21 protein-coding genes are annotated in these 19240 nt (G+C 66.6%); 11 read left to right on the forward strand and 10 right to left on the reverse strand.

Going from position 1 to position 19240, the window contains the following annotated elements; all coding sequences use genetic code 11:
• Positions 1-10 precede the first annotated feature (10 nt).
• A complete protein-coding gene (locus tag ACLV74_RS16465; RefSeq protein ID WP_411880481.1) occupies positions 11-625 on the forward strand; it encodes a hypothetical protein in 615 nt (204 codons plus the stop codon).
• Here ACLV74_RS16465 and ACLV74_RS16470 read toward each other — a convergent pair.
• The 3 genes from ACLV74_RS16470 to ACLV74_RS16480 all read right to left on the reverse strand — a co-directional run bounded on the left by ACLV74_RS16470 (position 578) and on the right by ACLV74_RS16480 (position 2144).
• Entirely contained in the window at positions 578-718 is a 141-nt protein-coding gene (locus tag ACLV74_RS16470) for a hypothetical protein (protein WP_411880482.1), read from the reverse strand. The genes ACLV74_RS16465 and ACLV74_RS16470 overlap by 48 nt on opposite strands.
• 52 nt (positions 719-770) lie before the next feature.
• Positions 771-1616 (reverse strand): YhjD/YihY/BrkB family envelope integrity protein, encoded by an 846-nt coding sequence (locus ACLV74_RS16475; RefSeq protein ID WP_411880483.1) that lies wholly within the window; start codon positions 1614-1616, stop codon positions 771-773.
• A 156-nt stretch (positions 1617-1772) separates the two neighbouring features.
• Positions 1773-2144, reverse strand: a complete 372-nt coding sequence (locus tag ACLV74_RS16480) for an RNA recognition motif domain-containing protein (RefSeq protein ID WP_411880484.1) — start codon at positions 2142-2144, stop codon at positions 1773-1775.
• 280 nt (positions 2145-2424) lie between these two features.
• On the opposite strand from ACLV74_RS16480, the gene ACLV74_RS16485 reads away from it, so the two are divergent.
• Positions 2425-3354 (forward strand): class I SAM-dependent methyltransferase, encoded by a 930-nt coding sequence (locus ACLV74_RS16485; RefSeq protein ID WP_411880485.1) that lies wholly within the window; start codon positions 2425-2427, stop codon positions 3352-3354.
• On the opposite strand, the gene pcaQ is transcribed toward ACLV74_RS16485, so the two are convergent.
• Positions 3351-4304 carry a pca operon transcription factor PcaQ gene (gene pcaQ, locus ACLV74_RS16490; protein ID WP_411880486.1) on the reverse strand — a complete coding sequence of 318 codons (954 nt, stop codon included), beginning with the start codon at positions 4302-4304 and terminating at the stop codon, positions 3351-3353. The two genes, ACLV74_RS16485 and pcaQ, sit on opposite strands and share 4 nt — an antisense overlap.
• 150 nt (positions 4305-4454) lie before the next feature.
• Between pcaQ and pcaH the strand changes: the two genes are divergently transcribed.
• The 3 genes from pcaH (at position 4455) to ACLV74_RS16505 (ending at position 6243) form a co-directional block, all read left to right on the forward strand.
• Complete coding sequence (pcaH, locus tag ACLV74_RS16495) at positions 4455-5168, forward strand: protocatechuate 3,4-dioxygenase subunit beta (protein ID WP_411880487.1); 714 nt, start codon at positions 4455-4457, stop codon at positions 5166-5168.
• A gap of 19 nt (positions 5169-5187) precedes the next feature.
• Positions 5188-5778, forward strand: a complete 591-nt coding sequence (pcaG, locus tag ACLV74_RS16500; protein WP_411880488.1) for a protocatechuate 3,4-dioxygenase subunit alpha — start codon at positions 5188-5190, stop codon at positions 5776-5778.
• A gap of 81 nt (positions 5779-5859) precedes the next feature.
• Entirely contained in the window at positions 5860-6243 is a 384-nt protein-coding gene (locus ACLV74_RS16505; RefSeq protein WP_411880489.1) for a VOC family protein, read from the forward strand.
• 233 nt (positions 6244-6476) lie between these two features.
• Here the strand turns inward: ACLV74_RS16505 and ACLV74_RS16510 are convergent, their stop codons facing one another.
• A complete protein-coding gene (locus ACLV74_RS16510; protein ID WP_411880490.1) occupies positions 6477-7289 on the reverse strand; it encodes a siderophore-interacting protein in 813 nt (270 codons plus the stop codon).
• A 197-nt stretch (positions 7290-7486) separates the two neighbouring features.
• On the opposite strand from ACLV74_RS16510, the gene purT reads away from it, so the two are divergent.
• Together purT and ACLV74_RS16520 are read left to right on the forward strand one after the other, a co-directional pair.
• Positions 7487-8692, forward strand: a complete 1206-nt coding sequence (gene purT, locus ACLV74_RS16515; protein WP_411880491.1) for a formate-dependent phosphoribosylglycinamide formyltransferase — start codon at positions 7487-7489, stop codon at positions 8690-8692.
• Between the two features lie 13 nt (positions 8693-8705).
• Positions 8706-9809, forward strand: a complete 1104-nt coding sequence (locus ACLV74_RS16520; RefSeq protein ID WP_411880492.1) for a mechanosensitive ion channel family protein — start codon at positions 8706-8708, stop codon at positions 9807-9809.
• Between the two features lie 19 nt (positions 9810-9828).
• On the opposite strand, the gene ddpX is transcribed toward ACLV74_RS16520, so the two are convergent.
• Genes ddpX through ACLV74_RS16535 form a run of 3 tightly spaced genes read right to left on the reverse strand, consistent with a single transcriptional unit; the run spans position 9829 to position 12312 of the window.
• Positions 9829-10398, reverse strand: coding sequence for a D-alanyl-D-alanine dipeptidase (ddpX, locus tag ACLV74_RS16525; protein WP_411880493.1), 570 nt, complete (start codon positions 10396-10398; stop codon positions 9829-9831).
• Between the two features lie 15 nt (positions 10399-10413).
• Positions 10414-11913 (reverse strand): AMP nucleosidase, encoded by a 1500-nt coding sequence (locus ACLV74_RS16530; protein ID WP_411880494.1) that lies wholly within the window; start codon positions 11911-11913, stop codon positions 10414-10416.
• 30 nt (positions 11914-11943) lie between these two features.
• Entirely contained in the window at positions 11944-12312 is a 369-nt protein-coding gene (locus ACLV74_RS16535; protein WP_411880495.1) for a hypothetical protein, read from the reverse strand.
• Positions 12313-12403: 91 nt separating this feature from the next.
• Here ACLV74_RS16535 and ACLV74_RS16540 point away from each other — a divergent pair, with 91 nt between their 5' ends.
• Entirely contained in the window at positions 12404-13756 is a 1353-nt protein-coding gene (locus tag ACLV74_RS16540) for a serine protease (RefSeq protein ID WP_411880496.1), read from the forward strand.
• Positions 13753-14754, forward strand: coding sequence for an FHA domain-containing protein (locus ACLV74_RS16545; RefSeq protein ID WP_411880497.1), 1002 nt, complete (start codon positions 13753-13755; stop codon positions 14752-14754). The genes ACLV74_RS16540 and ACLV74_RS16545 overlap by 4 nt, the downstream gene beginning before the upstream one ends.
• Before the next feature lie 408 nt (positions 14755-15162).
• Here ACLV74_RS16545 and gorA read toward each other — a convergent pair whose 3' ends face one another.
• Both gorA and ACLV74_RS16555 read right to left on the reverse strand, forming a co-directional pair.
• Entirely contained in the window at positions 15163-16533 is a 1371-nt protein-coding gene (gorA, locus tag ACLV74_RS16550) for a glutathione-disulfide reductase (RefSeq protein ID WP_411880498.1), read from the reverse strand.
• Positions 16534-16584: 51 nt separating this feature from the next.
• On the reverse strand, positions 16585-17475 hold the full coding sequence (locus tag ACLV74_RS16555; protein WP_411880547.1) for a LysR family transcriptional regulator: 891 nt from the start codon (positions 17473-17475) through the stop codon (positions 16585-16587).
• Positions 17476-17620: 145 nt separating this feature from the next.
• On the opposite strand from ACLV74_RS16555, the gene ACLV74_RS16560 reads away from it, so the two are divergent.
• Together ACLV74_RS16560 and ACLV74_RS16565 are read left to right on the forward strand one after the other, a co-directional pair.
• Entirely contained in the window at positions 17621-18274 is a 654-nt protein-coding gene (locus tag ACLV74_RS16560; RefSeq protein WP_411880499.1) for a glutathione S-transferase family protein, read from the forward strand.
• Positions 18271-19239, forward strand: coding sequence for a pyridoxamine 5'-phosphate oxidase family protein (locus ACLV74_RS16565; protein WP_411880500.1), 969 nt, complete (start codon positions 18271-18273; stop codon positions 19237-19239). Before ACLV74_RS16560 ends, ACLV74_RS16565 begins: the two co-directional genes overlap by 4 nt.
• Position 19240 lies beyond the last annotated feature (1 nt).

Consider the following 19240-nt stretch of genomic DNA (forward strand, 5'->3'; position numbering starts at 1 on the left):
AGGCGTGGCCGTGACGGCAAGCCTCTGGCCCTGGCTGGCGGTCGCGGGGCTGGGCGCCCTGCACGGGCTGAACCCCGCCACCGGCTGGCTGTGGGCCGCCGCCTGGGGCCTGCGTTCGGGCGGCGGCGCGCAGGCGCTGCGGGCCCTGGCGCCCATCGCGGCCGGGCACGCCGCATCGGTCGCGCTGGTGGCCGGCGCGGTGGTGTCTGGCCTCTCGATGGATCGCTTTGTGCTGCAGGTGCTGGCCGGCGGCCTGATGGCCGCCCTGGCTGTGCTTCACCTGTCGGGACGCGCGCCCAGGGCCATGCGTGCACCGGCAGGGCACGCCGGGCTGGCGCTCTGGTCCTTCATGGTGTCCGGCGCGCACGGCGCGGGCCTGATGCTGGTGCCGGCACTGGTTCCGCTGTGCGCGGGGGATGCATCGGCCCTGGAGATGACGGGATCAGGGCCGCTGGCACTGGCGCTCACGGCAGTGGGCGTTCACACGGCGGCGATGCTGGCCGTCACCGGCCTGGTCGCCATCGGGGTCTGCCGTGGTGTTGATACCGCTGCCCGCGTATGGCGCGGCCGCCGGGGCTTAACCCAGCAGGCGGAACAAGCCGTAGAGGGACAGCAGTGCGGTTAATACCAGGAAGCCGGTCTTGGCCGCGCGGGCGCCGACCAATGTTCCAATGACGCTGCACGCCAGGATGGCGCCGAAGATGTAGCTTGTTTTCATGCCGCAATGGTAACGGCCCAAAAGACCGTACCGCTGAAAACAAGCCAGCCGTCTATGCGCGCGAGAGCCGCCGCGCCGGCTGCGTCCCCGCACGCTGCAGGCTGGCGCTGACCAGCGCCGCGGCCAGCGTGACGAGCCACGAGTAATAGACCCACAGAAGGAAGGCCAGCAGCGGCGCGAAGGCGCCGTAAATCGTGCGGTAGGTGGGTACCTTGGCCAGGTAGATGGCGAAGCCCTGCTTGCCGAGTTCGAATGCGACACCGGCGAGCAGGCCGCCCGCAATCGCGTCGCGCCAGCGCACGGCGGTGTGCGGCACGAAGCGGTACAGGCACGCGAAGCCGGCGGTGCTCAGGATCATGGGCCCCAGGTTCAGGGCGTGGGGCAGCCAGGCGGGTCGCGTTATCGCCAGCCCGCTGGAAGCCGCCTGCAGATAGGACACGGCCCATAGGCTCGCGCCTATAAGCACCGGTCCGGTGAGCAGCATGGCCACGTAGAGAGCCAGCCGGCGCAGCAGCGGGCGCGGCTTCTTCACCTGCCATATCCGGTTCAGTGTGTTCTCGACATTCATCAGCAGTGCCAGGGCCGACAGCAGCAGCAGCCCAAAGCCCACCTGCGTGAGGCCGCCGGCATTGCCCGCGAACTGCGCCAGGTGCTTGAGCACCGTCCTGGCGATGCCGTCCGGCAGCAGGCCGCGCAGCAGGTGCTCGCGAATCGCATCGCCCGCCGCATGCAGCGCCGGGACACGCGCGAACAGCGCGAAGCTCACCGCCAGCAGCGGCACCATGGACATCACCATCGTGAACGTGAGTCCGCCCGCCGCCTGCGGCAGGCGTTCTTCGCGGCCGCGCCGCAGGAGGATGCTGATCAGGCCGCCCTGATTTCGGTTTGTCGTAGCCATGCAAGCAATATAGCCACGCTTGTACGGTTCAAAGTCAGGCGCCCATGAAAAAAGGCTTCAAAACCGAAGTCTTGAAGCCTTGTTTGCTGGCCTCAGCACAGGGCTGAGGCAGCGGGTTGGCAAGGGCATCGCTGCCCTTGACGGGGTTCGCAGGGCTTAGTAGCCGCCGCGGCCGCCGCCACCACCACCGCCGTAGCCGCCACCGCCGGAGCGATCGCCGCCACCACCGTAGCCGCCGCCACCGCCGCCGCCGAAGCCGCCGCTACGTGGAGGGCGAGCCTCCATCGGACGGGCTTCGTTCACGGTGATGCTGCGGCCGCCGAGCGACTGGCCGTTCATGCCGGCGATTGCGGCTTGAGCTTCAGCGTCATTGCCCATTTCGACGAAACCAAAGCCTTTGGAGCGGCCGGTGTCGCGTTCCATCATGACTTTGGCGCTGGTGATGGAGCCGAAGGCGCCAAAAGATTGTTGCAGGTCTTCGTCGCGGACCGTGTATGGCAGATTGCCGACGTAAAGTTTATTGCCCATGGGGACTCCTCAAAAAACACATAAAAACAAAAAGCGATGGGGTCCCGAAAGCACAACAAACCAAAAAGTACCGCCGTAGCGCGCGAAACTGACCGATCACTAACCTGTACGGGGTTTTTCAACCCGAACTGGTGGATTATGCGCCTAGAACCGCCGCCGTGCCTTTTTTTCGTCTTTCCGGGGTTTTTGGCCCCTCCCTTTGGGAGAGGGAGTCATGGCGGTAAAAGGGCTTTGCACCGCCTCGGGCAAAGTCCGCAACGCCCCCACTAAACTCGGGGCCATGCAAGCCCCCAGCACCGCGCGCGCCGTAAAACCGCCAAAAAGCCCCGGAAAACCCGCGCCCGCCGTGCAGGTGATTGAAGAATTGCGCCCCGGGCAGTCCATCGAGTTGCTCAAGGAACTGCACATCCTCACGCGCGAGGGCAAGCTCAACCAGGACACGCGGCGCAAGCTCAAGCAGGTTTACCACCTGTACCAGTTCATCGAGCCTTTGCTCAATGAGGTTGCGGCGCAAAAGGCCGGCTTCACGCTGGCCGACCACGGCGCCGGCAAGTCCTACCTGGGTTTTATCCTTTACGACCTGTTCTTCAACGTGGCCCACGCCGGCGAGCCCATGGCCGGCCATGTCTACGGCATAGAAACCCGCGCCGAGCTGGTCGACAAATCGCGCACGCTGGCCGCGCGCCTGGGTTTCACGCGCATGTCCTTCCTGAACCTGACGGTGCAGGAGGCCACGACGTCGGACGAACTGCCGCCCACCATCGACATCGTCACCGCGCTGCACGCCTGCGACACCGCCACCGACGACGCGATCGCCTTCGGCCTGGCCAAAGGCGCGCGCCACATGGTGCTGGTGCCCTGCTGCCAGGCCGAGGTGGCCGGCGTGCTGAAGAAAAGCCGCGCGCTGTCGCTGGCCAAAACCCCGCTGGCCGAACTGTGGCGCCATCCGCTGCACACGCGCGAGTTCGGCAGCCAGATCACCAACGTGCTGCGCTGCCTGCAGCTCGAAGCCAACGGCTACCAGGTCACCGTCACCGAACTGGTGGGCTGGGAGCATTCGATGAAAAACGAACTGATCCTGGCCAGCCGGCCCGTGCAGCCCCAGGCCGGCAAAACCCGCGCGGCGCAAGCGCGTTTGCGTGAAGTGCTCGACGAGCTGGGGCTGGGCGAGTTGACGGCGCGTTTCGCCGTCACGGCCGAAAGCGCCTAAGCCGGCACGGCCTGGCCGCGGCGCTCGGCGGCCAGCAGGCGAATGTTCGCAATCAGCGCCTGCTGCGCCGCAGTGGGTGCCATGTCGGCGCGCAAGCTCAGCCCTACCAACTCCTCCGTCCCGGCCATGCTCACGGGCAGCTGCAGCAGCGCGCCGCTGTCCAGGTCCGGCCGCACCGCGCCCAGCGGCGAGACCCACACCGCATCGCTTTGCAGCGCGTAGCCGCGCGCAATCGACACCGACAGCGTTTCAATCGTGCGCGCCGGCGGCGCCAGGCCGCGCGTCAGGAAAAAGCTGTCCGCAGTGTGGCGTATCGCCGTGCCCTGCGTGGGCAATATCACGGTGAAGGCCTGCAGCCCGGCCAGCAAGTCCGCTTTGAGGTCGTCCCGCGCCATCAGCGGATGGCCGGGCCGCACCGCCAGCACCAGCGGGTCGGCATACAGGTGCTCAAAACTCAGGCCCAGCATGTGGGCCGGCTCGGCAAAGCGGCCTATCACCAGGTCCAGTTCGCGCTGCCGCAGGCGCGCCAGCAGTTCGGGATTGGCGCCGGTGTGTATGCGCAGGCTGGTGTGCGCATCCTCCCCGGCTTCAGCATCCTGGCGCAGCAGCAGTAGCGGCATCAGCCAGGGCGCCACCGTGGGCAGCACGCCGATGGTGACCACGGCATTTCCCTGGCGCCGCGTCTGCGCCACGCTGGCCACGGCCTCGCGCAGCGCGCTCACGCTGGCGCCGGCATGGCGCAAAAAAGCCTCGCCCTCGCGCGTGGGCACCGCACCCCGGCGCCCGCGCTCAAACAGGCGCACGGCCAGCAAGCCTTCGAGCTCTTTCAACGTTTTGGAGACGGCCGGCTGCGTGATGGACAGCACGTCGGCCGCCTTTTGCAGGCTGCCGTGTTGCGCCACCGCCAGGAAGCACTGCAAATGCCGGTATTTGATGCGTTCATCGACCATTCGGCGATTTAACCATCGTCGGCTGGTTTGGTTATGGATATGGCGAAAAAATGTCAATATACATAACCATTCAGCGCGATTAAAGTCGTCCCAGCGCCAGAATCGCCTCAAAAAGCGCCCGGCGGCCCATAGACCCACGGAGACACCCCCATGAAACCCGACCTGAACAACAGCTTTCTCGCCCCGCGCGACTGGACCAGCCATTCGCCGCACATCTACCCCGGCTACAAATCCACGCTGCTGCGCGGCCCCAAGCAGCCGCTGGTTCCCATCAAACAGGCGCTCGCGCAGCTCAACGCGCCGGTCTACGGCATCGAGCAGTTCGGCCCGCTGGACAGCGACCTCACGAAAAACGCTGTCATGAACGGCGACCCCCTGGGCGAACGCATCATCGTCACCGGCCGCGTGATGGACGAAGACGGCCGGCCCGTGCGCAACACCCTGGTCGAGGTCTGGCAGGCCAATGCGGCAGGCCGCTATGTGCACAAGGTGGACCAGCACGACGCGCCGCTGGACCCCAACTTCCTGGGCGCCGGCCGCTGCATGACCGACAACGAAGGCCGCTACAGCTTCAAGACCATCAAGCCCGGCGCCTACCCCTGGGGCAACCACCCCAACGCCTGGCGGCCGCAGCACATCCACTTCTCGCTGTTCGGCGAATACTTCGCCAGCCGCCTGGTCACGCAGATGTATTTCCCCGGCGACCCGCTGCTCGGCTACGACCCCATGTACATGGGCGCGCCTGAAAGCGTGCGCGACCTGATGGTCTCCAAATTCAGCCTCGACGTGACCCAGCCCGACTACGCGCTCGGTTATGTCTTCGACATCGTGCTGCGCGGCCCCAAGGCCACGCGTTTTGAATAAGCGGCAGGAAGACACCATCATGAGCCAGCTCAAACAAACCCCTTCCCAGACCGTCGGCCCTTTCTTCGCCTACGGCCTCACGCCCACGCAATACGGCTACGACCTCAAAAGCCTGTTCACGCCCGTGCTGGCGCAGCCGAACGCGCAAGGCGAACACATACGCATCACCGGCCAGGTCTTTGACGGCGCCGGCAATACCGTGATGGACGCCATGGTCGAGATCGCCCAGTCCGACGGCAGCGGAAAGCCGATCACTTCGGTCGCCGACGCCGAAGCAAAAGGCTTCACCGGCTTCGGCCGCTGCGGCACCGGCACCCTGCCGCAAAGCCACTACGAATTTTTCACCGTCAAGCCCGGCGTCGAGGCGCCGGGCCAGGCGCCCTTTATCAACGTCTGCGTGACCATGCGCGGCCTGCTGGTGCATACCTTCACGCGCATCTACTTTGAGGATGAGGCGGAAGCGAACGGCAAGGATGCGGTGCTGGCAAGCGTGCCGGCGGCGCGGCGTGCCACCTTGGTGGCGAAGCGCGAAGTGACCGGGGCCGGGCCGCAGTACCGCTTTGACATCCACATGCAGGGTGACAAGGAGACGGTGTTTTTTGACCTGTGAGTGGGTGAGGGCTTGTTGCGCCCTCGTGTGACGGGCCAGGCGGGGACGGGCTATAAAAGGCATTCCCCCACGGAGGCCTGCATGACCATTGAACTCGACCATTCCATCGTTTCGGCCCGCAACAAGCTGGCCTCGGCCCGGCAACTGGCGGAGCTGCTGGGCGTGCCCTGGGCGCCTACCACCCTGGGGCCGTTCTCCGCCGTCTATGTCAATGAGGGCCTGACGCTGGACTTTATTGACACGGATGAAGACTTCCCCGTCCAGCATTTCTGCTTTCGTGTCAGCCCGCAGGAGTTCGACGCCATCCTGGGCCGCATCCAGGCGGCCGGTATTCCCTATCGCAGCACGGTGCGCGGGCCGGTGGACAGGCAGGTCGACACGCAGTTCGGCGGCAAAGGCATTTACTGGAACGAGCCCGAGGGGCACCAGTGGGAAATGCTGACGGTGAGCTACGCAAGACAATGAGTCCACCCCCGTCCAGGCTCACTGTGTGTAGCCTGTTCCTCCCTCAAGGGGGGGGCGCCTGGGGCCGGCAAAGCCGGACCCGCGGCCCCCACTGGTGAAGACCTTCATCACTAGTCGTAGCTTCAGAACTTTTCAAACCCAGCATGAGCCGCGGGACTGGCTTTGCCAGACCGCAGGCGGGCGGCCCCCTCGGGGGGGGCAGCGACCCACACGGAGTGGGGGAGCGTGGGGGCTCAGTCCTCGCCGTAGTCGTGGTCGGGATGGTTCACCGTGCCGAGCTTCCAGTAACCACGCCCCACGATGCGGCTGCGCTCCACACCCAGTTCTTCTATCAGCAGCCGGCGGATGCTGCGCATCGCCGCGGCTTCGCAAGCCAGGTAGATGCGGGCATCGGCAGCCGGCGCGCCGGCCTGGCGCAAGGCGGCTTCCAGCGCGGTGCCGGCCTGGGTGTTGTCGGCGCCGCGTGGCAACCAGCGTGTATCCACCTTGGCGGCGCTTTTCAAAGCGCGCTCTTCGGCGGCATCGACCACTTCAAGCAGCACCTGAACCTGCGCACTCGCGGGCAGGGCGGCCAGGATGGTTTCAAACGCGGGCAGGGCGCTGTCGTCGCCTATCAATACATGCAGCGGCGCGTCCAGCGCGAGCTTGTAGCCCGGGCCGGGCCCCATCAAATACAGCACCTGGCCCGCCTGCGCCTGCGCGGCCCAGGTGGACGCGGGGCCGTCGCCGTGCAGCACAAAATCCACGTCGACTTCATTCACGTCATTGCGCACAGCCAGCGGTGTGTAGGTGCGCATGGACTTGGGGCGCGGCGCGTCAGGCAGCGGGCGCTCGGGTTCGCTTTGCCCCGGCTCGGGAAAAATCAGCTTCATGTAGCTGGCCGGGTCGTTGACTTCAAAGCCTTCGAGCTCCGCGCCCTGCAGGGTGATGCGGCGCATCAGCGGGCTCAAGGTCTGCACGCGGGTGACCTGCACGCGGCGCGGCGGGCGGCGTTTGCGCGGGGCGGTGTCAGGGGTGGCGGCCGGGGAAGCGGGGGTGGTGGACATGCGGGCCTTTCAGAAGATGTTCCAATTGAGAATGATTGTCATCTGATTGCAATGACCGGTGCCGCGCAAGGGCAAAGTGAGCGGGCGTCCTACCTGGGGCCGCAGGGCTTGTGCAGTAAAGTAAGCGCTAGCGGCGCCCCGGGCGCCCGGCCTCGCGGCCTTCGTTTTCTCTTCTCTCACCTTTACCCTCAGCGCATATGACCACTTTCGGAACCCCTTTGTCCCCCCACGCCACCAAAGTCATGCTGCTCGGCTCCGGCGAGCTGGGCAAGGAAGTGCTGATCGCGCTGCAGCGCCTGGGCGTGGAGACGATTGCGACCGACCGCTACGAGAACGCGCCCGGCCAGCAGGTGGCCCACCACGCGCGCACCATCACCATGAGCGATCCGGCCCAGCTCAAGGCGCTGATTGAAAAAGAAAAGCCCGACCTGGTCGTGCCCGAGATCGAGGCGATTGCCACCGGCATGCTGGAAGAACTCGAAGCCGCCGGCACGGTGCGCGTGATCCCCACGGCCCGCGCCGCGCGCCTGACCATGGACCGCGAAGGCATACGCCGCCTGGCCGCCGAAACCCTGGGCCTGCCGACCAGCCCCTATGTGTTCTGCGATTCGCTGGAAGAGCTGCAGGCCGCGATTGATTCGACCACCGGCTACCCCTGCATCGTCAAACCCGTGATGAGCTCCTCGGGCAAGGGCCAGAGCAAGATCTCCGGGCCGGACGACGTGAAAAAAGCCTGGGACTACGCCATGGCCGGCGGCCGCGTGAGCCACGGCCGCGTGATCGTCGAGGGTTTTATCGACTTCGACTACGAAATCACCCAGCTCACCGTGCGCGCGGTGGGCGCCGACGGAAAAATTGAAACCCACTTCTGCGAACCCATAGGCCACGTGCAGGTCAGCGGCGACTATGTGGAAAGCTGGCAGCCGCACCCCATGCGCCCGGCCGCGCTGCAAAAATGCCGCGACATCTGCAAGGCCGTGACCGACAACCTGGGCGGCCAGGGCCTGTTCGGCGTCGAGTTGTTCGTCAAGGGCGACGATGTCTGGTTCAGCGAAGTCAGCCCGCGCCCGCACGACACCGGCATGGTGACCATGTGCACGCAGTGGCAGAACGAATTCGAGCTGCATGCGCGCGCCATCCTGGGCCTGCCGGTCAACACCGCGCTCAAGACTCCCGGCGCCAGCGCCGTGATTTACGGCGGCGTCGACGCGCTGGGCATCGTCTTCGAGGGCGTGGCCGAGGCGCTGCGCGTGCCGAACTCCGACATCCGCCTCTTCGGCAAGCCCGAGAGTTTCGTCAAGCGCCGCATGGGCGTGGCGCTGGCCTTCGATGCCGACGTGGAAACCGCGCGCATCAACGCCAAAACCGCGGCCGCGCTGGTGCGCCCGCGCAAGGCCGATTGAGAACCTGCCCACGATGAACCTCGGCGACCTTCAACTGCTGGAAGACTCCTCCTGGCGCGTGCTGCTCTCGGCCGTCGTGGCCGTGGTGCTGGCCCTGGTGGTGCACCGCGTCGGCGCCGTGGTGATCTGGCGCATCACGCGCGGCCTGCCGGTGGCCGGCATGGTCGCGCGCCGTTGCTGGCGGCCATCGCGCGTCGCGCTGCCGCTGATCGCCCTGCAGGCCGTCTGGCAAGCGGCGCCCGACACGCTGGCGCTGATCTCGCAGGTGCGCCACGGCAATGCCCTGCTGCTGCTGGCCACGCTCACCTGGCTGGCGCTGCGCGCCATCGACGGCGTCGCGCAAGGCATCATCAGCCAGCATTCGGTCGAGGTCGAAGACAACCTCAACGCGCGCCGCATCCACACCCAGACGCGGCTGCTCGCGCGCACGGCCGGCTTCATGGTGCTGGTCGCCGGCCTGTCGCTGATGCTGATGACTTTCCCCGGCGCGCGCCAGCTGGGCGCCAGCCTGCTGGCCTCGGCCGGCGTGATCGGCATCGTCGCCGGCATCGCGGCGCGCCCGGTGTTCAGCAACCTGATCGCGGGGCTGCAGATCGCGCTGGCCCAGCCGCTGCGCATCGACGACGTGCTCATCGTGCAGGGCGAGTGGGGCCGCGTCGAGGAAATCACCGGCACCTACGTGGTGCTGAAAATCTGGGACGAACGCCGCCTGGTCATCCCGCTGCAGTGGTTTATCGAAAACCCCTTCCAGAACTGGACGCGCAACAGCGCGCAGATCATCGGCACGGTGTTTGTGTGGGTGGACTACCGCATGCCGCTGGAGCCGCTGCGCCAGGCCGCGCGCCAGGCCTGCGAAGCCGCCGCCGAATGGGACAAACGCCTGTGCCTGCTGCAGGTGGTGGAAGCCGGCGAGCGCAGCATGCAGCTGCGCGTGCTGGTCACCTCGGGCAACTCCAGCCTCAACTGGGATTTGCGCTGCAAGGTGCGCGAGGCGCTGGTGGATTTCATGCAGCGCGAATACCCGCAGTTTTTGCCGCTGATGCGCGCCGAGGTCACCGGCGGCGTTGAACGCCCCCAGGGCGCCGGGCCGACCGGGCAATTGCCGCCGCACGCCTGAGCTTGCAAGCGGGGCTGTTTCAGGCCGCCGCGTCCAGGCAGCCCGCAAACACCGTGCTGCTGACCAGCTCGAATTCCTTCGCTTCCGGCAACTGGTAGTGCCACCACTCCATGGGGTGGTGCACAAAGCCGGCCTCCAGCATGATGGTCAGCAAATACATGCGGTTGACCTGCACCGCGGCCGGCAGGCCGGCGTAAAAGTGGTGCGAGGCCGGCGTCATGGTGTCGACCGGCGTGCCCATGTCCAGTTCCTTGCCCTCGGCGTCCAGCAGGGTCAAATCCACCGCCACGCCGCGCGTGTGGTTGGATCCCTTGGCCGGGTCGGCCACATAACCTGGCACCGGCAGCACCGCCCACAGCGCTTCCTGCGCCTCGTGCGGGCGGAAGGCGTCAAAAATTTTCAGCCTGAAACCAAAGCCGCGCGCCGCCGTCACCGCGCGGCGCAGGCAGGCTTCGGCCTCGGGGTGCAGAAAGCACAGTGTGTGGCCGTAGATCACCTGGCCGGTGAAGTTGTCGGGCCGCGCATACATCATGTCGATCACGACATCGTGCGTGGCTTCCCGGATCTGGACGAGGGGCGCTTGGCTCATGGGGTGCGGGCGGGTTTACTGGAAGGCCACTTCCGAAAAGCTGCGCAGCTTGCGGCTGTGCAGCTGCGTGATGCCTTCGGCGCGCAGCAGCTCGATGGCGCGTATGCCTATGCGCAGGTGCTGGTCGACGCGCTCGCGGTAGAAGTGGTTGGCCATGCCGGGCAGCTTGATCTCGCCGTGCAGCGGCTTGTCGCTCACGCACAGCAGGGTGCCGTAGGGCACGCGGAAGCGGAAACCGTTGGCGGCAATCGTCGCGCTTTCCATGTCCAGTGCCACCGCGCGGCTCTGGCTGAAGCGGCGCTGCGGCTGGTTGCCCGGCAGCAGCTCCCAGTTGCGGTTGTCGGTGGAGGCCACGGTGCCGGTGCGCATGATGCGCTTCAAGTCGGGGCCCACGGCGTGGGTCACGTCGGCCACGGCTTTTTCCAGCGCAACCTGGATCTCGGCCAGCGCCGGGATCGGCACCCACAGCGGCAGTTCTTCGTCCAGCACGTGGTCTTCGCGCACATAGCCGTGGGCCAGCACATAGTCGCCCAGCTGCTGGCTGTTGCGCAGGCCCGCGCAGTGGCCCAGCATGATCCAGGCATGCGGGCGCAGCACCGCGATGTGGTCGGTGATGTTCTTGGCATTGGCCGGGCCCACGCCGATGTTGACCATGGTGATGCCGCTGCGGTCGGCGCGCAGCAGGTGGTAGCCCGGCATCTGCGGCAGGCGCGGCGGCTGCACGCCCAGCTCGTCGCCGGCCGCGGCCGGCAGGCCGGTGCGCCGCGTCACCACGTTGCCGGGTTCGATGAAGGCGATGTATTCGCTGTCGGGGTCGGCCATGGCCTCGTGGCCCAGGCGCACGAACTCGTCGATGTAGAACTGGTAGTTGGTGAACAGCACGAAGTTCTGGAACCAGTGCGGCGAGGTGCCCGTGTAGTGGCGCAGGCGCTGCAGCGAATAGTCGACGCGCGCGGCCGTGAACAGCGACAGCGGCTGCGGCTCGCCGGGCAGCGCTTCGTAGGTGCCGTTGGCGATGCCGTCGTCCATGGCGGCCAGGTCGGGCAGGTCGAACACGTCGCGCATCAGCATGCGGCGTGCCGCCGTCATATTGCCTTCGATGTGGTCGTTCTCGGCGAACGAGAAGTGGATGGGGATCGGCTGCGTGCTGGTGCCGATTTCGAGCTCCACGTCGTGGTTCTGCATCAAGAGGCGGAACTGCTCAAGGTAGTAGTTGCCGTAGAGGTCGGGCCGCGTCAGCGTGGTCTCAAAGCGGCCGGGCCCGGCGACGAAGCCGAAGCTCAGCTGCGAGATGTCGGGCGTCTCCAGGATGGCGCGCGCCACCGTGTCGGTGTGGATGCGCACAAAGGGGTAGCAGGCGCGCACGTGGCCGGGCAGGGTTTCGCCGGCCACGTAACGCTGCATCGCGTCGCGCAGGTGGGCAATCTGCTGGTCGTAAATGGCGCGGACCTGGACCAGCGCGGCGGCGGGGTCGCTGTAGCGGGAGGGGGCAATAAAAGGGGGGAGATAAGGCATGGATCGATAACCTGTTTTTCTATTTCTGGATTACTTCTTGGTTTTTGTGGCGGCAACCGGCGCCAGGGTGATCTGGTCGGCCTCGGTCACCACGGCTTCGCGCTTCTTGCGGTCAAACAGGCACAGCACGCGGCCCGCCCGGTTCTTCATGTGCGGCTGCGGGTAGCGGCCGGCCACCAGCAGGGCCGTCATGCCCACGCCGTCGTCATAGGCCATGGGCTGGCCTGCCGGCCTTGCGTCCTTCAGGCCGCTGGCCTTGACGCAGGCGGCCGCCACTTCCTTGTCGTGCGCCGACCAGGCGGCGGGCGAAGAGGCCTGCGCCGCGCCGGCTGCGATAAAGGCCAGGGCCAACAGGCAGGCCTTGGGTGTCGAAAGCGGGAGGTTTGGCAGGCGGCGCATGGGATTCCTTCTCATGGACGAGGTAAAGCACGGGATATGCCACCATTGTGCGGCAAGTGCCATGGCCTTACTCACGCCCTAGAATGCATCGATGAACCATTCCAAGCCCTCCAGGCCACTGCGCGCGATGCTGGCCGCCATCCTGGGGGCGCTGTGCCTTCAGGCGGCGCACGCCCAGGCCCCCGCGCCGGCAGCCGCCGCCCCCGCCGCCGCGCCGGCCCAGATCTCGCGCGATGCCCAGCGCGCCTACGAGACCACACGCGACAAGCTGGTGCAGATACGCACCCTGCTGCGCAACTCCAACACCCAGGCCAGCGTGGGCTCGGGCTTTTTTGTCTCGGCCAACGGCCTCATCATCACCAACTTCCACGTGGCCAGCCAGCTCGCGCTGGAGCCCGAGCGCTACCGCGGCGTTTACGTGCCGGTGGACGGCAAGGAGGCCGAGGTCGAACTGCTGGCCTTCGACGTGCGCAACGACCTGGCCCTGCTGCGCGTGAAAACCCCCGCCGCGGGCGCGACGCCGCAGCTGGCCTTTCGCGGCGCCGACCGGCCTCTGGCGCGCGGCGAGCGCATCTACTCGCTGGGCAACCCGCTGGACATCGGCTTTGCCGTGACCGAAGGCACCTACAACGGCCTGGTGCAGCGCAGCTTTTACCCGCGCATCTTTTTCGGCGGCGCGCTCAACCCCGGCATGAGCGGCGGCCCGGCGCTCGACGACGCGGGCCAGGTGGTCGGCATCAACGTCTCCAAGCGGCTGGACGGCGACCTGCTGAGCTTTCTGATCCCCGCCGAATTCGCCCAGGCCCTGCTGGCGAAATCCGCCTCGGCCCAGCCCATCACCAAACCCGCGCATGCCGAAGTTGCGCGCCAGCTCGGCGAGCACCAGGCCCTGCTGACGCAGCGTTTCACCGCCCAGCCGCTGACCGCGCAAAAACACGGCGGCTACAGCGTGCCCGTGCCCGACGACGCGCTGGCCCGCTGCTGGGGCCGCGGGCGCGAGCCCGACTTCAAGGCCTTCGACCTCGAACGCACCGACTGCCAGATCGACAGCCACGTCTTCGCCGGCGACTTCAACACCGGCTACATACGCCTGCGCTACGAGGCCTACAACGCGCCCAAGCTGGGGCCCCTGCGCTTTTCCGCGATGTACTCGCAAAGCTTTGCCAATGAGGCCTTTTCCACACGCGGCTCGCGCAAGGCCACGCCCGTCGAATGCTCGGAACGCTTTATCGACACCGGCGGCATGCCCATGCGCGCCGTGGTCTGCATGAGCGCCTACCGCAAGCTGCCGGGCCTCTACGACGTGTCGGTGCTGACCATGTCGGTCAACCAGTCCACGCGCGGCGTGCAGGGCCGCATGGACGCGCAGGGCGTGAGTTTCGAGAACGGCCTCAAGCTGGTCGCGCACTACCTCGCCGGCTTCAAGTGGGAGGCCGCCAAATGAGCGCCACCCCCATCCTGGGCCTGCTGCAGGCCACCGACCGCAACGGCGCCGTGGTCGCCCGCCTCGACGTGCGCCACTGGCCCGTCACCGTGGGGCGCGCCCTCACGGCCGACCTGGTGCTGGACGACAGCCACGTGGCCGGCGAACACCTGCGCATCAGTCGTACGCCCGAGGGCGGCATCAAGGTTCAGGTGCTGGACAGCACCAACGGCGCGGCCCTGGGCCGTGCCCGCCACGGCCGCGATGCGCAATTCGACTGGCCCGCCGGCGAGCAACTGACCCTGGGGCGGCTCAAGCTGGGCCTGCGCCTGGCTGAGGAGCCCGTGGCGGCTGAAGAACCCCTGCCGCATTTCCCGTGGCGCACCACCGGCTGGACGCTGGTCGCGCTGGCCGGCATGCTGGCCCTGGTGCTGGGCCAGTCCTGGCTCACGCTGACCGAGCCCTCGCAACTGGCGCGGCAACTGCCCGGCGTGCTGGGCGCGGTCGCCCTGGGCATCGCCGTCTGGGGCGGGCTGTGGGCGCTGGCCACCAAGCTGTTCACCGGCCACCTGCAGTTCTGGCGCCATGTGCGCATCGCCTGCTTCAGCTCGCTTGCGGTGCAGGCGGTGTCCACGCTGGCCGGCCTGCTGGCCTTCATGTTCTCGCTGGAAAGCCTGGCGCGTTTTGAGGGGCTGCTGGTGCTGCTGGGCGGCGCGGCCGCCATCTATATGCACCTCACGGTCATCGTCCCGCAGCGCCGTCGGGGCCTGGCCGGCCTGGTGGCGGGCATCGCCGTGCTGGGCCTGGTCGCCATGCTGGGCACCAACTGGCTGCAGAACAAGCGCCTGTCGAACAAGCTCTATTTGTCCACCATCTACCCGCCTGCGCTGCGCATGGCGCCCGCGGTGCCGGTGCCGCAGTTTCTGGACGAGGCTGGCGCGATTCGCCAGCGGCTGGATGAGCGGCTCAAGGACAGGGAGCCGGATTCAGATACGCCGGAAGATCCGGACGCGGACTGATATTGTTTTCGTAACCCGGGTCTTCACACCGTTCGGGCTGACCCTTCGACAGGCTCAGGACAGGGTACGCCTGACGGCGTATCGAAGCCCTGCGCCACACCGGCCCTTCGATACCTCAGGGCGAACGGGGTTTAGTCTGGCCAGATCCAATCACCACACCGTTCGGGCTGAGCTTGTCGAAGCCTTTGCACCATTGGGGTAGAGGTTTTTGGACCCGTTTGGCTTGAGCCAGCCCTTCGACAAGCTCAGGGCGAACGGGGACTGAGTCCGCTCCAGATCAAGCTATCACACCGTTCAGGCTGACCCTTCGACAGGCTCAGGACAGGGTACGCCTGACGGCGTATCGAAGCCCTGCGCCACACCGGCCCTTCGATACCCTAGGGCGAACGGGTAGTTAAGTTGCCGCCGTTATTTGCTGACCGGCTCCCGCATCGTCACAAACTCTTCCGCCACGGTGGGGTGAATCCCGATCGTGCTGTCAAAGATGGCCTTGGTAGCGCCGGCCTTCATGGCCACGGCAAAGCCCTGCACGATTTCACCGGCGTCCGGGCCCACCATGTGCAGGCCCACCACGCGGTCGGTGGCGTCTTCGACCAGCAGCTTCATCAGCGTGCGTTCGGTGCTGCCGCTCAGCGTGTGCTTGAGGGCCTTGAAGTCGGCGCGGAACACCGTGACCTTGCCGAATTTGGCGCGCGCATCGGCTTCTGAATAACCGACCGTGCCGATGTTGGGGTGGGTGAAGACGGCGGTCGGCACAAATTCATAACTCATGTTGCGCGGCTTCTTGCCGGCGGCCGGGCCGAAGAGTTCGTCCACCACCACCATGGCCTCGCCCAGCGCCACGGGCGTGAGCTGCATGCGCGCCGTCACGTCGCCCAGTGCGTAGATGGAGGGCACCGAGGTCTGGTAGCGGTCGTTGACCTGGATGGCGCCGGCGGCGTTGACCGCCACGCCCACCGCTTCAAGCCCTATGCCGTTGGCATTGGGCACGCGGCCCGTCGCGTAGAGCACCGCGTCTACCTCAAAACCGGCGGCGCCGCGCTTGAGTTCGATCTGCAGGCCGGTGTCCGTCTTGGTGATGGAATCGACTTCGCTGCCCAGCTGCAGCTTCACCCCGGTCTTGCCCATCTCGGCGGCGACAAAACGGCGCACGTCGTCGTCAAAGCCGGTGAGCAGCATGTCGCGGCGGTGTACCTGCGTCACTTCCGAACCCAGGCCATTGAAGATGGACGCGAACTCGCAGGCGATGTAGCCGCCGCCCACCACCAGCAGGCGCTTGGGGAAGGGGTTGAGGTCGAACATGTGGTCGGAGGTCAGCACGTGCTCGCGGCCCGGCAGGGCGGGCACGGTGGCCGTACCGCCTGTGGACACCAGGATGTGTTTGGCGGTGAATTTCTGGTCGTCGACTTCGATGGTGTGTTCGTCGATCAGCCGGGCCCAGCCCTTGATGATCTTCACGCCCGCGCTTTCGAGCAGCTGCACGTAAATGCCGTTGAGCCGCGAAATCTCGCGCGCGCGATTGGCCTTCAGGATGTCCCAGTCGAAGACCGGCTTTTCGCCGACCCAGCCGAAGCCGTGCGATTCTTCAAAGCTGTCGCCGTAGTGGGCGGCGTAGCTGTAGAGTTTTTTCGGGATGCAGCCCACGTTCACGCAGGTGCCGCCCATGGCCGCGAACTCGGCCAGGCCCACGCGCGCGCCGCGCTGGGCCGACATGCGCGCGGCGCGCACGCCGCCGCTGCCGCCGCCGATCACAAAAAGGTCAAAGTCAAATGTCTGCATACGCTGTGTTCCCTCTTTCCTTGTCTGTATCTGGTGCCTGAATGCCGGCCCTCAAGCCTGGAACTCCTTGAGTTCCTGTTTCATCCACTCGATGAACACCCGCGTGCGCATGGGCAGCAGCCGGGCGTGCGGGTAAACAATGTTGATGGGCCGGCGCGGCGGCTCGAAATCCTCCAGCACGGTGCGCAGCTGTTGGGTCTTTAAAAAAGGCGCCACCTGGTAAGAGAAAAACGAGCCGAATCCCGCGCCCGCCGCGCAGGCCGCCACGGCCGGTGCGATCTGGTTGAACTCCAGATTACCACTGACCGCCAGGCGAAGCGGCTTGCCCTGGTCATTGAACGGGCCCCATGTGGGGGAATGGTCGGTGATGCGCACGCAGTTGGCCTTGAGCAGGTCTTTCGGGTGTTTCGGCACGCCATGTCGGCGCAGCCAGTCCGGGCTGGCCACCACCAGGCGGCGTATATAGCCCACCTTCTGCGCCACCAGGCTGGAGTCTTCGGGCTCGCCTATGCGTATGCCCACGTCGATGCCTTCTTCCAGCAGGTTGACCACGCGGTCCAGCAGCACCATGGAGCAGCGCATCTTCTCGTGCTGCTGCACAAAGCGCGTGACGGCCGGCGCCACGTGCATCTGGCCGAACAGCATGGGCGCGGTGATCGTCAGGTGGCCGGCGGGCTCGGCCGCGTCGGCCGAGAGCGCCGCCTCGGCATCGGCCAGCGCGGCCAGCAGCTGGCGGCAGCTCTCCAGGTGGCGCCGGCCTTCCTCGGTCAGCGAGATGCGGCGCGTCGTGCGGTTGAAGAGCCGCACGCCCAGCTGCGCTTCAAAGCTTGCCAGCGTGCGCACCATGGCCGGCAGCGACGACTCCATGACCTGGGCCGCGGCCGTGAGGCTGCCTTGTTCGGCGATGTGAATAAAGGCCTGCATGGCCCTGAGCTTGTCCATGGGCCACATGCTACGCCGCTTCCGGTGATTCATCCAGTTAATGGATTAGTCAAATAGCAACAAGGCCATTTATTCAGAATAACGGTTCAAACAGAATCCATCCCAGAGAAAGCATCTTCATCCTGCAACCAACCGAAAGCCCATCATGAGCACACCCGCCGCCAAAGCCCAGCCCGCACAGCCCATTCGCCTGTACCGCGTCGCCATCTCCGGCCATTCGCACCGGGTGGAACTGTTTCTGTCTCTCCTGGGCCTGCCTTTCGAACGCATCGAGATCGACCTGGCCACCAAGGGGCACAAGACGCCGGCCTTCCTGGCCATGAACGCCTTCGGCCAGGTGCCGGTGATCCAGGACGGCGAGGTCACGCTGGCCGACTCCAACGCCATCCTGGTCTACCTCAATGCGCGTTATGCCGCCGATGCAGACCAATGGATGCCGCGCGACCCCCTGGCCGCCGCGGCGGTGCAGCGCTGGTTCTCGGTGGCGGCCGGGCAGCTCGCCTACGGGCCGGCGGCGGCGCGGGTGATCCAGCTCTTCAAGCGTCCCGAAAGCGCGGAGGCCATTGAACGCGCCCACGCCCTGTTCTCGGTGATGGAGCAGCAGCTCGGTCAGTCGGCCTTCCTCGCGGGCAGCACGCCCACGCTGGCCGACATCGCCAACTACAGCTACTCGGCCCATGCGCCCGAAGGCAATGTCTCGCTGGAGGCCTACCCGCGCATACGCGCCTGGCTGGCACGCATCGAGGCCTTGCCGCGCTTTGTGCCCATGGTCAGGACACCGATAGGACTTGCAGCATGATTGCCGCGCCCACCTTCCATGTGGGCGAGCGCGCGGTGCAGGCACGTGTGAGCCCGGCCGTGCGCGCGCGCATGGAGGAAATCGGCCCGCGCGTGATCCGCGACTTCATGCCCGACCAGCACCGCGAGTTTTTTGAGCAACTGCCTTTTGTGGTCGCGGGCACGGTGGACGCTGGCGGCCAGCCCTGGGCCTCGATACTGGCCCAGCCGCCGGGCTTTATCCATTCGCCCGACGCGCGCCATTTGTTGCTGCGCGCGCAGCCGCTGGCCGGCGACCCTTTGCAGGGCACGTTGGTGGACGGCGCCGCGATAGGCCTCTTGGGCATAGAGCCGCACACGCGCCGGCGCAACCGCATGAACGGCATCGTCCGCGGCGTCAATGGTTCGGGCTTCGCGGTGGAACTGAGCCAGAGTTTCGGTAACTGCCCCAAGTACATCCAGGCGCGCGAACCTCTGTATGTGGACCGCCCCGCGCCGGCGGCCGGGCCCGTGGTGCATGAGTCGGCGCACCTGAGCGATGCGGCGCGCCGCATGATCGAGCAGGCCGACACCCTGTTCATCGCCACCGCCTATGCGGGCGACGGCGATGGCGAAGAGGCCGGCCGCGCCGGCGGCGTCGACGTCTCGCACCGCGGCGGCAAGCCCGGCTTTGTGCGGGTGGAGGCCGACGGCACGCTGACCGTGCCGGACTTTGTCGGCAACTACTTCTTCAACACCCTGGGAAACCTCGTGGTGAACCCGCGCGCCGGCCTGCTGTTTGTCGATTTCGACAACGGCGATCTGCTGTATGTGGCCGTCACGGCCGACATCATCTGGGACGGCCCCGAGGTGGATTCCTTCGCCGGCGCGCAGCGCTTGATGCGCTTCAAGGTGCAATCGATGCGGCTGGTGGAATCTTCCTTGCCGCTGCGCTGGGGCGATGCGGAACTGTCGCCCGTGCTGGACGCCACCGGCGCCTGGTCCTAGC

The sequence above is a fragment of the Polaromonas sp. YR568 genome, assembly GCF_943369415.1.
GTDB lineage: Bacteria > Pseudomonadota > Gammaproteobacteria > Burkholderiales > Burkholderiaceae_C > Polaromonas.